Here is a 13,041-nt window from a genome sequence, read left to right as displayed (position 1 = left end):
CCACCAATAAAGCGGATGGATCAGACGGACGCTTTATCAGATCAGCCTGCTGATCAATTCTCTGCCTCCTTGCATTATGCAGCAGTAAAAGAAACTTTGCGTCAAAGGCAAATTGATTATTTCAAAATTTTTAGACCGGATTGATTTATCATTAAATAGAGGTGATGTCACTAATATGGACAACTTCAAGCATCCAGCTTCCCTCTTCCAGCCTGTAAATACTAACGGTTAACCAGAATCTTTTCGAGCCCTTCAATAATTTCCTTTTCAATGGCATCCTCATCCAATGTTTCCAAAGTGTAAAAATCAGGCTTTAGAGCAGCTGTTCCCGTACCGTTCTGGAAAATGGTATCCACATGGATCCCGATTCTTTTTAAGTTTTTATCCGCTGCAAACATCACGTGCGGAAATTTATCGTTCGCATAAAAATTGGAATCCACATTTCTTGAAATCTGGAGTTTGATGTGGGGCTGCGCAAGAATTCCCGATCCGTTCGCCGTTTCTTCGGCGATGGAGATCTTGCTGCCGAATTTATTTTCCCTCAGCATTCTCCGGAACTCCTGCATTTTCGGATCGATAAAGTTTTTGCAAAGCATCCTGAACCCTTCCAGAAAAAGTTCTTCTTCGCTCTTTTTCTTAGCCAGGCGGTGCTGCAGTTTCTCTTCTTCGGTCTTTAAATTATAAAACAAATTATTCAGTCGGTCGATGCTTTCTTCTTTCATGCTGCTTTAAAAGTTCACAGGGTTGTTTTGATTTCCGAAATATCGGGAATTTTTTCAGACCGGGAAGTATCCGGATTTAAAAATATATCTGCTCCTTTCCAACCTTTTCGATGCATGATGCATCTTTATCAATAAAAGCGATATTATGAAAATAACCATACCGACACCCTGTAACGAAAACTGGAATACCATGACTCCGAATGAAAAAGGAAGATTCTGTTCCGTATGCTCCAAAACCGTAAGGGATTTTACCGATGCATCCGATGATGAAATGATCCGTGCTTTTTCAGACCCTCCGGAAAATATCTGCGGCAATTTAAGGGAATCCCAGTTGAACCGGGATTTAAGATATTCTTACATCAATTCCCTTTTTACAAAGTTTGCCGTCGGTTTTATGCTGACGGCCGGAGGTTTTGTTTCTTTACAAGCGCAACAGCATGTAGCAGATACGCTGAAATCAGAAAAGATCGAGGAGTTGGTGCTGACAGGATTTCACACAAAAAAAGATAATTCAGTAACAGGCGGAGGGACTTTGATCCGTGATGATCAGTCAACCACTACTCAAAAAGAAAAAGAAGCATTGTCAGCATTGCAGGGGGTCGTGGGAAAACCTGCCTTGAAAAACCATTCGGAAAAGCAGCTGCGGATCGGAGGTGCCCATGCTTCTCTACGTGAAGATCAAAAACCTCTGACCGTTTTGGATGGCCGGGTAATTACCTTGGAAGAATTGCAGAAAACGGATCCTGAATCCATAGAAACTTTAAATATTTTAAAAGATGAAAAGGCAACCGCTTTATATGGCACAAAAGGAATGAATGGAGTAATTTTGGTAACGACGAAAAAGAAAAAAACAAAAAGAAATTAAGGTAATCTTGAAAAAATATACTGCCTGTCGTCACCGGAAACAGTTTGTGATGCTTGATGAACACCATCATGAAGTCGGAAGAATCGTTGATAACAGCACGCTTTTCAGTTTAAGACATTATATCATTTATAACTGCCGGAGTTATGACATCCGGAATGTGGGATTTATGAAAAATGACCTGGAGCTGTTCAACAGCAAAGGGGTTATTTATTTTACCGATCTGGCGAAAGAGCGGATTATCAGATCCGGTGAAGCGGTGAGGATCTATCATTTTGATTTAAAGAAAACAAACCGCCTGTCTGAAAAAGGCAGACTTCTTATTGAGATCAGAGAAGAAAGGCGGTGGTTTAAGGATTCCGTTTTTCATATAGAAGCAGATGAACTTACGGATGATTTACTGGTTCTGATGTTCCTGCATTATTCTACCAAAGAATTTAATGGAATAGGCGGAGACGGTGATTGATTCAGACCTAAAAAGACCGTTTGTAAAACGGTCTTTGGTATGATGTGTAGATGTTTTTATTTTTTCAAAGCAGCAATGGCCGCGTCATAATTCGGCTCATGGGAAATATCCGCTACCTGCTCTTCATAAACGATCTTTCCTGAAGGATCAATAACGACAACCGCTCTGCTCAACAGCCCTTTCATGGCAGAATCCATCAGTTCAACTCCATACTTTTTCCCGAAATCCGAACGGAAATCAGAGAGCATCACCACATTTTTAATTCCTTCGGCTCCGCAGAATCTTTTCTGGGCAAACGGCAGATCTTTGGAGATGCAAAGCACCACGGTGTTCGGAAGATTGGCAGCGTCTTCATTAAAATGGCGTACCGAAGCCGAGCAAACCCCGGTATCAACGCTCGGAAAAATATTCAGGATCAGGTATTTTCCTTTGTAGGAGTCCAGCGTCTGGTCTTTCATGGCCACGTCCGTCAGGGTAAACGCAGGAGCCTGTTTGTTTACCGCCGGCAATTGGGCATACGTATGGACCGGTTTCCCACCGGCCATCACCGTATTGGCCGCTTTAGAATTCTGGGCAAAAACAAATGCCGAAAGAAGTAGAAGAACGCCGAAAGCGAATTTTGAATACATAAATTATTTTTAAGCAAAATTATTGTTTTTCCGGTTCCGTCATGTTAAACTTTTTTTAAATAGAACAAATCTATGACGCCGTACTTTTTAAAGTCAGAATTTAGGATTACCTTTAATATTCAAATCCAGTCAGACTATTAAAAGTAAAAAATTATGAACTCAGAAAACAACCATTCTTTTCAAGAAATATTCAAATCCGAAAACGACATTCCCGAAGAATACAAAGTTCCCGAAATCCACCAGCGGGAATATCTACTGAACGGTGAACTGGTAGCGTGGAACGGCAACGTACAGGAAGTTTATTCACCGGTCTGCATCCGTACGGAAAACGGCCTGGAAAGAAAATTACTGGGAAGCATTCCGGATATCGGGCCTGATGAAGCGATGAAGGTGCTTGATGCCTGCGTAAAAGCGTATGACAACGGGTTGGGAGCATGGCCGACGATGTCGGTAGAAGGAAGGATCAAATGTATGCAGAAGTTTGTGTATGTCATGATCCAGCAGCGGGATCTGGTGATTAAACTGCTGATGTGGGAAATCGGAAAAACACTGGCTGATTCCACCAAAGAATTCGACAGGACCGTAGATTATATCAATCAGACCATTGATGCACTGAAAGACCTGGACCGGGAATCGTCCCGTTTCCAGCAGGCGGAAGGAACCATTGCCCAGATCAGAAGGGCACCGCTTGGCGTCGTGCTCAGCATGGGTCCTTTCAATTATCCGCTAAACGAAATCTTTACCACGTTGATTCCTGCACTGATCATGGGAAATACCATCCTGTTTAAGCTTCCGAAGCATGGAGTTTTAGCCCACTATCCTTTACTGAAAGCATTCAAGGAAGCATTTCCTGCCGGAACGGTTAACACGCTGTATGGAAAAGGCTCGGAAATCATCACCCCGATTATGGAAAGCGGGAAAGTGAATGTCTTAGCCTTCATCGGTTCGAGTAAAGTAGCCAACGGTCTTAAAAAACTGCATCCGAAAGTTAACCGTCTGAGGGCCATCTTAAGTTTGGATGCAAAAAATGCGGCCATCGTGACCAAACATGCCAATCTTGATGTGGCCGTAAGCGAATGTATTTTAGGCGCACTTTCCTTTAACGGACAAAGATGTACGGCACTGAAGCTGATTTTCGTTCAGAAAGAGATTGCCGAAGAATTTACACAGAAACTGACGGCTGCGGTTTCTGCCCTGAAACCCGGGCTTCCATGGGAAAAGGATGTCAAGATTACGCCGCTTCCGGAAGTCAACAAGCCGCCTTATCTTAAAGAATGTATTGAGGATGCATTGGCCAAAGGCGCGAAAGTTTTGAATGAGCACGGCGGTTTCACCGAAGAATCTTTTGTTTTCCCGGCAGTCGTTTATCCGGTAAACAGCGATATGAAGCTTTACCATGAAGAACAGTTCGGTCCGGTGATTCCGGTGGTTCCTTTTGAAGATATCGAAGAGCCGATCGATTACCAGGTGCATGCTTCCCACGGAATGCAGGTGAGTATTTTCAGTGAAGACGCAATGGAAGTTTCAAAACTGATCGATCCGTTTGTGAATCTGGTGAGCCGCGTCAACATCAACTGCCAGGCACAGCGCGGCCCGGATGTATTCCCTTTTACCGGAAGAAAAGACAGTGCGGAAGGAACACTTTCCGTTTTTGATGCGCTCCGGTCATTCTCCATCAGATCCCTGGTCGCCGCAAAAATAACGGATTCCAATAAAAACCTCCTTAATACAATTGTACGGGATCACGATTCCAATTTCCTGAGCACCGATTATATTTTTTAAAATTTATAAAGCTTAGGAATTGAGCGGATTGTAACACATGAGTCACATGAAATTTAAAGAGTAGGTTTTGCGCATATTTCAGATCACATCAGATTAAAAAATCAGAGATCTTTATGTACTGTTATGTTCTGAAAAGTCCTGCACACCGGTGGCTGAGGCACTCGAAGCCATTGGTTTTAAAGTGTGAAAATCGGTGGGAGATTTTACCACAAAAGGATCAAAAAATATTGATACTGCATAAAAAGCTAAATGCTGGAATCTGCACAAGTGCACAAAAGTTTTCAAAAATCTGAGATTTTTGGCCGGACGTTTATAGTAATAACCATCCCGGTGGCTGAAGTTACTCGAAGCCACCGGGATCTCTGTAAAATCTGCGTCATTCGGGAAAGATCTGATGAAGGTTCCGGAATCTGTGGAGAAAGCCAAAAATAAAATCCGCAACCTCACTGAGGCTGCGGATTTTTGATTGGTAAAAATCAAAAAGACATATATTGGTGGAAAAGTTACTTTTGCGTCAGGAACCTGCTGATAATACTGTTCAGCTCATCGGCATGCGTTACGTTAAGGCCATGCGGTGCACCATCAATAATAAAAAATTCGTTGTCGGCAATTCCCTGTGCTGCCTGTTTTCCTGCCGTATCAATAGGAACGACATTGTCGGAATCCCCATGAACGATAAGCGTTCGCACATTAACGTTCGGAAGTTCAGGACGGAAATCGGTATTGGCCCAGCTTTCCGCACACTTAATGGTGGCAATCGGGTTGGCAAAGGAAGCAATGGCCCAATCGTAATCCAGCTGTTTCTGGCTTACCGGCTTAGACAGCATCCCATAATTATAAAAATCTTTATGGAAAGATTCAAGGAAGGTGATTCGATCCGTTTTCAGAGAATTCAGGATTTCATCCAGTTTTTCCTGCGGAACGCCGTCAGGATTATCTTCTTTCTGCTTAACAACAGGAATGATCGATGAAATCAGAGCGATCTTATCTACATTTTCAGATCCGTAATTCGTAAGATAACGTACTACTTCCCCTCCTCCCATAGAGAAACCGAACAGGATCACGTTTTTCAGATCCAATTGGGAAATCAATTCGTGAAGGTCTTTTGTCAGTCCGTCATAATCATATCCATCCACAGTAGGGGACGATTTTCCGAAGCCTTTTCGGTCATAGGTAATAACGCGGTAACCTAAATTTAATAATACAGGAATCTGCATCTCCCATGACTTTCCGCTGAGCGGCCATCCGTGAATAAGAATAATGGGCTGTCCTGATCCGAAATCTTCGTAGTAAAGCTGGACGTTCCGGTCGTCCTGTTTTGTAATGTAAGGCATAGTGATATTTTTGGTGTACAACATGGATTTCAAATATTGAGCCATAATATGGTAGCTGAAGAAAATAAACCAACATCATTTTTGAGACAGCCTTTATGAAACTTAATTCTGCTTCATGATTAAATTTAACGTGAACTCGAAGCAGAAACCAGATTGAAAGGCAGCAGGGGGGAAGCCGGAGGCTGGAAGTCCTTCCCATCAAAACTTCTAAAAGTATTGAATATTAAAGCAATTTTTTTGTATTGAACAAAGGAAAACTTTATTAAGATTCCTAATCATTTTTATTTCCCTGTTTGCTTTAAGCCCCTGAAGAATGAATAAATATTATCGGATTCATGTTAAATTTAGTTTTCAAAACCGACTAAAATTTAAACCTCGTCATTAGTTTGTCTAATCTGCCCATGTAACAATAATTTTTCAGCAGCCGGTAAAAATTACCGTTTGATGGTTAACCTGGTTGATTCTGATACTTACTGGAACCTCCAGCATCCGGCTTCCTTCTCCCAGCCCGTCAGCCCTGATTCTCTTTTAATTCACATTAAATTCAAATAGTTCCTGAAAAAAATATTATTTTTCAAAAAAACGTGTAACATTTTTTTCAGTAAGCAACTAACTCTACAGAGAGTACAAATCATGGCTTCAACAGAACAGGAATTTTTACAAAAGATCGAAAAGCATAAAGGAATCATTTTCAAGATTTCTAAAATGTACATGGACGACAAGGACGACCGTGACGATCTTTTTCAGGAGATCACTTATCAGGTATGGAAGTCTTATCCCAGATTCAAAGGCGAAAGTGAATTTTCGACCTGGCTGTACCGGATTGCCCTCAACACGGCGATCATTTTCCTGAAAAATGAAAAAAGGAGGAGCTTTATCGGGAACGAAGATTTTACCAATTATAAAATCGTTCAGGAAGAACCCGATCATGAAAAGGAAGAAAAGCTGAATGCCATGTACAAAGCCATCCATCAGCTGAATCCCATTGATAAAGCTTTTATTTTCTACTACTTGGAAGATTTCTCCGGAAAGGAAATCGCCGAACAGATGGGTATTTCCGAAGGAAACGTGCGGGTAAAAATGAACCGTGCCAAAAATAAACTGAAAGATATCTTACAAAAACCATAATACTAACTTTTAAATTATTTATCATGAATATAGACGAACTGAAGAATGCCTGGAATGAGGACGATTCCTTTGAGGGAACACCGGAAATCAGCATCGAACAGAAAAATAAAATCAATCTTCCGTTGGAGAAGCTCCGGAAGAACATGCGGATCGAATTATGGTCTACAATAGGCTTTTTTGTTTTTGTTTTTGCGTTAATTGCTTTGTATGAAGGAAGTTTTAAGTTTAAATTTTACCTCTCGATCCTTATTGGTTCGATGGTCTTCGTTACTTTTTTCTTCTACAACCAGTTCTTCAAACTGTACCGGAATATGGGAGATCCGGCAATGAAAACCTTGGACGGATTAAAGGATCTACTGCACCAGTTTGATCTGAATAAGCAGTATTACTTTTCTTTTTATCTATCCTTTGTCCCGTTCCTGGTCTGTGAACTGATTATTGTGCTGGAATTCATCCCCCGTCCGGTACCGCTTTCCGATTTTCAGATTGCATTTGTCCTTATCCTGACGCTGGTTATGACGATGCCTCTGCTGCTGGTGATCTGCAGATGGTGGTTCCGGGTGTTTTATGGAAAATACATTCAGCAGATTGAACATCTTGTTAAAGCGCTGAATCAGTAAGTATTCGGCGGGCCAAAGGCCCGCCGAATACTTACTGTATATAATAAGCCGGAAATTCCCTGACCAAAGCATACAGGTCTCTCCATTCAAAATAATCCGGGCTTACTTAACTTACCTCCTGAAATCCTTTATCCCTGAAGAGTTTTTTAGTCCGTGTCACATGAAAATACTGGGAAACGGCAATCAGGCTGTGGAAATGATATTTAGATCTTAATTCCAAAGTATTTTCAGCCGTTTTCCGGGTATTGTCGCCTTTGTTGTCAATGATAATATCTGAATCGGGAATGCCTTTTGAAACCAGGAATTCTTTCATTTTATCGCCTTCATAAAAGCCTTCTTTTCCCAGTCCGCCGCTTACCAGGATCTTCCGGACACGGTGGCTTTTATAAAGCTGAATGCCGCTTTCCAGCGGTTTTTCCAGTCTCGTCGATAAAGTGCCGTCTTCATTTACTTTATTTCCTAAGATAACGGCAAGATCCGCATTCTTGCCTTCATCGGAAATACCGTCTGCAATAAGGTACATGGAGTGAGCGGTAAACCATAACAGAAGGAAAGCAACAAAGATTTTGAAAAATCTGAAAAATTTTCTGCCCATATAATCAGTGCTGCTGTTTTCCGGTTTTTTCATTTTCAATTTCCTTCATCACCCAATCCATTTCGGGGTCTTTTTTATCCAGGATATCCTGCAGCGTTTCAGAGATTTTTACATCCGGCACGACCCCTCTTTGAGTACCGGTAAAATCAATATTGGGCTGTACCAGAAGAACGCCGATCGGCAGGTCGATTTTTGAATTCGGGAGGGTCTGATAGGAATAAAATCCGGCTACTGTTCCGTCATTTGCTCCACCGGTTTCTTCACCTACAAGAACCGCCCGTTTATCATTTTTCATTTTGGCCGTCAGGATCGAGGAGGCCGAAAAGCTGCTGCCGTTGATCAGCACAAAAACTTTTCCCGTAAAAACATCTGTGTTGGGCTTTGATAGCTTGTCGGCTTTGTTTTTATAATAAAACCGGCCGTCTTTCTTATAAGTGCTGAAAGTCTGTCCAAAGAAAAAGGCAGGATAGGCAAGGGTCTTCAGAACATACGGTAAGAAGCCCGTCTTCCTGAAATAATTTGTTTTCAGGGGCGATATTGCTGAAGTCACCTGTGAAGGTTTAATCAGCGTATAAGGTTCCGGACTGAGGTAAGAATACAGGTTGTTAATCTCCTGCAGGGAACCGCCGTAATTATTCCGGATGTCGATAATGAGATATGACGAGCCTGCTTTTCTGATTTTCCCGAAAGTTTCCTTGTAAAACTTAGCCGAATAATCACTTGAAAAACTTTTCACCTTAATGTAGGCAGTTGTACTGTCCCGGTCCAGAAATTTAAAGTTCCTGTTGTAGGAATCACTGAAAGCAATATAATCGTTTATTTTTTTCTCTTCGGTTCTTTTTCCGTTTTCTTTTTCTTTTTTGAGATCATCTTCGGATTTCGATTCCCGCGTCAGTTCGTAGGTCTTTTTCTGCCCTTTATAAATCGTTTCCAGTGTAGCGCGGTCTTCATAGCCTTTTTCCGCTACATAATAACCGAAGAATACGTCTTTCAGGTAATACGGATGAAAAGTCGTATTGAAACCGTCGCTGCTGATCAGCTTCCTGTATTTTCTGATGTAGTCTGAAACGGGAACATGATCGATGGACAGGATTTCGGTTCCGGGCTGTATATTCTGGATGGAATCTTTATTTTCTGTGATGTAAAGCCGGTCGCCTTTCACATAATATCCGAAACGGCTGAACATCCCTTTTTTGTTTTCCAGGTTCCTGATTTCTTTCTTGCTGATCCGCTTTGAAGGAATTCTCAGAGCCAGATGGCCCTCGCGGATATCTGCAATCACCGGCTGCAGCTTAAAGTAAAACTGAAGCGGGGTAAGGGGTTCGGTAAGAGTCTGCTTAAGGCTGTCAAATTTATAATCAAGATCCTTTTCTGAAATATACCAATACAGCTGAGGATGGGTTTCCTTCAGTCTGGAATAGGCAAAATCCACGTCCGCCTTCAGCTTTTCAGGAGGAATGCATACTTTTTGCTGCTCATTATATTTCTTTACCGAAACACAGGAGGTCATGGCAAAGACAAGGATAATAAAATAATTTTTTAAATGCACTTTGAATTTTTTTTGAAAGCTAATTTAATAGTTTACAGCAATTAATGAATACGGTTCCGGATAAATTTGTAAAATCGGGGGAAAAATTTTTATCAGAAATAAAGGTATTCCTTTTCTGAACCGTCACAAGAATATAAATTCATTCATTACAATATTAAAAATGATATATATAATCATCGCAGTCCTTGTTTCAGTCATTATTCTCTATTTTGTTATCACCGGACAGGAAGTTTTCGGTTCGGAGGCAAAAGGAGAGCGGCTGAAGAGAATGCAGCAATCCGGACATTATAAAAATCATCAGTTTCAGAATCTCAGCGATACGCCTTCTTTGGCCGAAGGATATTCCATGCCTAAGGTGATGTACGATTTCTTTTTCACAAAGAAAAATCCGCTGCTGAAACCGTTGAAAAATGTTCCGTCCATTCATACCGATCTGAAATCCCTTCCTAAAGATCAGGATATCTTTGTCTGGCTGGGGCATTCTTCCTATTATATTCAGACGGATGGAGTCTCGTTTCTGATTGATCCGGTTTTAAGTGCTTACGGCTCGCCGTTTAAATTTTTCAACAAAGCCTTTACCGGAGCCGATATTTTTAAGCCGGAAGATATTCCTGCACTGGATTATCTGGTGATTACCCACGATCATTACGACCATCTGGATTATCCTACGGTAAAAGCGATCAGAGATAAAGTTTCAAAAGTCATCCTGCCTTTGGGGGTCGGGGCACATCTGGAAAGATGGGGCTACCGGCCGGAACAGCTGATCGAAGAAGACTGGGGCGGTGAAGCAGGCTTAAAAAACAATCTCAGAATCATCTTTACGCCGGCCCGGCATTTTTCGGGGCGGAAAGTGAAAAGAAACGGAACACTCTGGACTTCTTATGTCCTGGAAACCCCGACCAGGAGACTGTTTTTAGGCGGCGACAGCGGTTACGATACCCATTTCAAAATGATCGGCGAAAAATACGGTCCGTTTGATTATGCGATTATTGAAAACGGACAGTACAATGAAGCGTGGAAATACATTCACGCCCTGCCGGAAGATGTGATTCAGGCGAGCATCGATGTAAATGCCAAAAATATCATTCCGGTTCACTCTTCCAAATTCGCCCTGGCCCTTCATGCCTGGAATGAGCCGCTGCAGAAAGTCACAACTCTCGGCAAAGCAGAAAATCTTACCGTTCTCACCCCGATGATCGGTGAACAGTTAGATTTATCCGAAGCCAATCATGCCTTTAAAGCCTGGTGGGAAGATTAATTCAGGCGTGCCAGATATCTCTGTAGCGTGCGGGATGATTCTCAAACTGCTGTCTTACGAAATCGCATTCGGGATCGATCATCATATCTTTTTCCTCGGCATACCGTACCAGCTCATCCAGAAGCATCTTGGCATAGCCCTTTCCTTCATGTTGTTCATCGAGTTTGGTATAATAAACGGCTAATAATCTTCCGTCTATTTTGACGGACATATAACCCGCTTTTTTATCATCAATCAATATCTGCAGTTCATCCTGATACGGAGCTATTTCAAATTTTATATTTTCCATATTATTGAGATTTTGTTGATTAAAAAAAACGATCTGAAGCTTTTTTAAAATTACAAATTAAAAATGAAAACTTTACAGTTTTCGCATATATTTTAACAAGCGGATGTATTTCTTATACATTAGACACAGAATGATAGTTAATAGTCGAAAAATATTTTTAACCCTCAGAAAAACTCAAAGACTGTAGATGAATGTTATTTTTGCTGAAATTTACTGCAGATGGCTGAGATTTCACATATTTTAACAGAAATTTAAAATATTTAGAATAATATGGCATTTTAATTGAAAATACTAAGGTATTTAAATTTGATGATTATGAAAAAGTTAATAATAGCAGCAATGCTGATCGGAACATTCGGATTGTCGAATGCACAGACCGACTATTACAGTGATTACCAAAGAAGTATTACCGATGTCAACTGGCAAAGTGTGGTTTCGGATCTGGTTTTATCCGCCACCCAGGCTAACCAGATTTATGCTTTGAATGACCGCTACCGGGATTACAATACCTGGGACAGGACTTATAACAATAACCCGGATCGTTGGAGAACCGACCGTTACGGTGAGCTGGAAAGAATCATGGGCCGGGAAAAATACATGAAGTTCAAAAACAAGTATTACAAAGGCCGGAACCCGGTGGCCGTATATAACCGCAATAAGAATAATGACAAACGTTATAAGCACATGGATAAAAAAATGAAGATGCATAAAGGAAAACACGGAAACGGACATCATTAAAAGAAATATTTGATATTAGTGCAAATTAGTAGCGGCTGGTCGTAAGATCAGCCGTTTTTATTTTAATTTTTTAAAGGATTTATATTTTATTCTGTTTGAATTTTATAATTTTGGATGATGGAATCCAATGAAACAGTAAAAGGTTTTTACCGGCGTGTCGGCCTGGAGTGTATCAAAACGCCGGGTGTCGGGCATTTCAATGTTTTTTCCCGGGAAAGCTGTTCGCTCGTTACGCCGTACAGCAGGAGGGATTATTATAAAATTTCGCTGATTATCGGGAAAGGAAAGCTGCACTATGCAGATAAATGGATTTATGTAGACCAGCCTGCGCTGCTGTTCTCCAATCCCGTTGTACCGTATTCATGGGAAGCGGAGAACAGCGATCAGAAAGGGTTTTTCTGTCTTTTTACCGATCAGTTCGTGTATGAAGGCAGCCGCCCGGGCAATCTTCAGGATTCACAGCTTTTTAAAATCGGCGGAACACCGGTTTTCTTTATTACTGAAGAACAGCAGAAAACCGTTTCTGAGATTTTTATGAAAATGATGACCGAAATTCAGTCGGATTACCTGCATAAATACGATATGCTCCGGGCATATCTTCACCTGCTGATCCACGAAACAATGAAAATGCATCCTGCGGAAAGCTTTGAGCCTTATCAGAATGCTTCACAGAGAATCGCCTCTTTATTCATGGAATTGCTGGAAAGACAATTCCCGATTGACAGCCCGGAGCGGTTTTTAAAATTAAAAAGCCCTGTGGATTATGCAGAAAATCTTTCGATTCACGTAAATTCGCTGAACCGTTCCGTGAAAGAAATCACCGGGAAAACCACCAGCCAGCAGATTGCGGCAAGGATTATTCACGAAGCCCGTGCATTGCTGAAGCATACCGACTGGAGCGTTTCCGAAATTGCTTACGGACTGGGCTTCGAAGAGCCGGCTTATTTTACCAATTATTTTAAAAAACAGACCGGAATGACGCCTAATGCCGTAAGAATGGCGGTTGTTTGAATTTTATAATTCTTTGTTTGAATTCTATATTGAAACTGATGGATGGCTGTTCTAATTT

The 13,041-nt window shown here is 41.3% G+C and carries 14 protein-coding genes; 8 read left to right on the top strand and 6 right to left on the bottom strand.

All coding sequences use genetic code 11. From position 1 onward, the window contains the following. Positions 1–221: 221 nt before the first annotated feature. On the bottom strand, positions 222–722 hold the full coding sequence (locus FY557_RS09685) for a hypothetical protein (RefSeq protein ID WP_149247048.1): 501 nt from the start codon (positions 720–722) through the stop codon (positions 222–224). Positions 723–867: 145 nt separating this feature from the next. Between FY557_RS09685 and FY557_RS09680 the strand changes: the two genes are divergently transcribed. Together FY557_RS09680 and FY557_RS09675 are read left to right on the top strand one after the other, a co-directional pair. Next, complete coding sequence (locus tag FY557_RS09680) at positions 868–1,587, top strand: TonB-dependent receptor plug domain-containing protein (protein ID WP_149247047.1); 720 nt, start codon at positions 868–870, stop codon at positions 1,585–1,587. Between the two features lie 7 nt (positions 1,588–1,594). Further along, positions 1,595–2,050: a hypothetical protein gene (locus FY557_RS09675; protein ID WP_149247046.1), complete on the top strand. Its 456-nt coding sequence runs from the start codon at positions 1,595–1,597 to the stop codon at positions 2,048–2,050. 56 nt (positions 2,051–2,106) lie between these two features. Here the strand turns inward: FY557_RS09675 and tpx are convergent, their stop codons facing one another. Next, a complete protein-coding gene (gene tpx, locus FY557_RS09670; protein WP_185151698.1) occupies positions 2,107–2,679 on the bottom strand; it encodes a thiol peroxidase in 573 nt (190 codons plus the stop codon). 153 nt (positions 2,680–2,832) lie between these two features. Here tpx and FY557_RS09665 point away from each other — a divergent pair, with 153 nt between their 5' ends. Further along, the gene (locus FY557_RS09665) at positions 2,833–4,461 is read left to right on the top strand and encodes an NADP-dependent glyceraldehyde-3-phosphate dehydrogenase (protein WP_149247045.1); all 1,629 of its coding nucleotides are present in this window, start codon (positions 2,833–2,835) and stop codon (positions 4,459–4,461) included. Positions 4,462–4,964: 503 nt separating this feature from the next. On the opposite strand, the gene FY557_RS09660 is transcribed toward FY557_RS09665, so the two are convergent. Continuing rightward, positions 4,965–5,795 carry an alpha/beta fold hydrolase gene (locus tag FY557_RS09660; protein WP_149247044.1) on the bottom strand — a complete coding sequence of 277 codons (831 nt, stop codon included), beginning with the start codon at positions 5,793–5,795 and terminating at the stop codon, positions 4,965–4,967. A 633-nt stretch (positions 5,796–6,428) separates the two neighbouring features. Here FY557_RS09660 and FY557_RS09655 point away from each other — a divergent pair. Together FY557_RS09655 and FY557_RS09650 are read left to right on the top strand one after the other, a co-directional pair. After that, positions 6,429–6,923, top strand: a complete 495-nt coding sequence (locus FY557_RS09655; protein WP_149247043.1) for an RNA polymerase sigma factor — start codon at positions 6,429–6,431, stop codon at positions 6,921–6,923. A 23-nt stretch (positions 6,924–6,946) separates the two neighbouring features. Continuing rightward, a complete protein-coding gene (locus FY557_RS09650; protein ID WP_149247042.1) occupies positions 6,947–7,543 on the top strand; it encodes a hypothetical protein in 597 nt (198 codons plus the stop codon). A 106-nt stretch (positions 7,544–7,649) separates the two neighbouring features. Here FY557_RS09650 and FY557_RS09645 read toward each other — a convergent pair whose 3' ends face one another. Together FY557_RS09645 and FY557_RS09640 are read right to left on the bottom strand one after the other, a co-directional pair. Next, positions 7,650–8,138, bottom strand: coding sequence for a YdcF family protein (locus FY557_RS09645; RefSeq protein ID WP_228451761.1), 489 nt, complete (start codon positions 8,136–8,138; stop codon positions 7,650–7,652). Positions 8,139–8,142: 4 nt separating this feature from the next. Continuing rightward, positions 8,143–9,687 carry a S41 family peptidase gene (locus FY557_RS09640; protein WP_228451760.1) on the bottom strand — a complete coding sequence of 515 codons (1,545 nt, stop codon included), beginning with the start codon at positions 9,685–9,687 and terminating at the stop codon, positions 8,143–8,145. A 160-nt stretch (positions 9,688–9,847) separates the two neighbouring features. On the opposite strand from FY557_RS09640, the gene FY557_RS09635 reads away from it, so the two are divergent. Then, positions 9,848–10,945, top strand: a complete 1,098-nt coding sequence (locus tag FY557_RS09635) for an MBL fold metallo-hydrolase (RefSeq protein ID WP_149247041.1) — start codon at positions 9,848–9,850, stop codon at positions 10,943–10,945. 1 nt (position 10,946) lies between these two features. Here the strand turns inward: FY557_RS09635 and FY557_RS09630 are convergent, their stop codons facing one another. Beyond that, a complete protein-coding gene (locus FY557_RS09630) occupies positions 10,947–11,234 on the bottom strand; it encodes a GNAT family N-acetyltransferase (RefSeq protein ID WP_149247040.1) in 288 nt (95 codons plus the stop codon). A 315-nt stretch (positions 11,235–11,549) separates the two neighbouring features. Here FY557_RS09630 and FY557_RS09625 point away from each other — a divergent pair, with 315 nt between their 5' ends. Together FY557_RS09625 and FY557_RS09620 are read left to right on the top strand one after the other, a co-directional pair. Then, on the top strand, positions 11,550–11,972 hold the full coding sequence (locus FY557_RS09625) for a hypothetical protein (RefSeq protein ID WP_149247039.1): 423 nt from the start codon (positions 11,550–11,552) through the stop codon (positions 11,970–11,972). Positions 11,973–12,089: 117 nt separating this feature from the next. Beyond that, positions 12,090–12,983 (top strand): helix-turn-helix domain-containing protein, encoded by an 894-nt coding sequence (locus tag FY557_RS09620; protein ID WP_149247119.1) that lies wholly within the window; start codon positions 12,090–12,092, stop codon positions 12,981–12,983. The last annotated feature ends 58 nt before the right edge of the window (positions 12,984–13,041 follow it).

Source organism: Chryseobacterium sp. SN22 (assembly GCF_008329705.1).
Lineage (GTDB): Bacteria > Bacteroidota > Bacteroidia > Flavobacteriales > Weeksellaceae > Chryseobacterium.
The sequence above is the reverse complement of the archived record's forward strand: the minus strand, read 5'-3'. Positions and strand labels throughout refer to the sequence as shown.

Bases quoted from the DNA above. Each gene is read 5' to 3' on its own strand.
- FY557_RS09655 (WP_149247043.1), top strand. From the start codon at position 6,429: ATGGCTTCAACAGAACAGGAATTTTTACAAAAGATCGAAAAGCATAAA.
- FY557_RS09650 (WP_149247042.1), top strand. From the start codon at position 6,947: ATGAATATAGACGAACTGAAGAATGCCTGGAATGAGGACGATTCCTTT.
- FY557_RS09630 (WP_149247040.1), bottom strand. From the start codon at position 11,234: ATGGAAAATATAAAATTTGAAATAGCTCCGTATCAGGATGAACTGCAG.
- FY557_RS09665 (WP_149247045.1), top strand. From the start codon at position 2,833: ATGAACTCAGAAAACAACCATTCTTTTCAAGAAATATTCAAATCCGAA.
- FY557_RS09660 (WP_149247044.1), bottom strand. From the start codon at position 5,795: ATGCCTTACATTACAAAACAGGACGACCGGAACGTCCAGCTTTACTAC.
- FY557_RS09625 (WP_149247039.1), top strand. From the start codon at position 11,550: ATGAAAAAGTTAATAATAGCAGCAATGCTGATCGGAACATTCGGATTG.
- FY557_RS09620 (WP_149247119.1), top strand. From the start codon at position 12,090: ATGGAATCCAATGAAACAGTAAAAGGTTTTTACCGGCGTGTCGGCCTG.
- FY557_RS09645 (WP_228451761.1), bottom strand. From the start codon at position 8,138: ATGGGCAGAAAATTTTTCAGATTTTTCAAAATCTTTGTTGCTTTCCTT.
- FY557_RS09635 (WP_149247041.1), top strand. From the start codon at position 9,848: ATGATATATATAATCATCGCAGTCCTTGTTTCAGTCATTATTCTCTAT.
- FY557_RS09680 (WP_149247047.1), top strand. From the start codon at position 868: ATGAAAATAACCATACCGACACCCTGTAACGAAAACTGGAATACCATG.
- tpx (WP_185151698.1), bottom strand. From the start codon at position 2,679: ATGTATTCAAAATTCGCTTTCGGCGTTCTTCTACTTCTTTCGGCATTT.
- FY557_RS09685 (WP_149247048.1), bottom strand. From the start codon at position 722: ATGAAAGAAGAAAGCATCGACCGACTGAATAATTTGTTTTATAATTTA.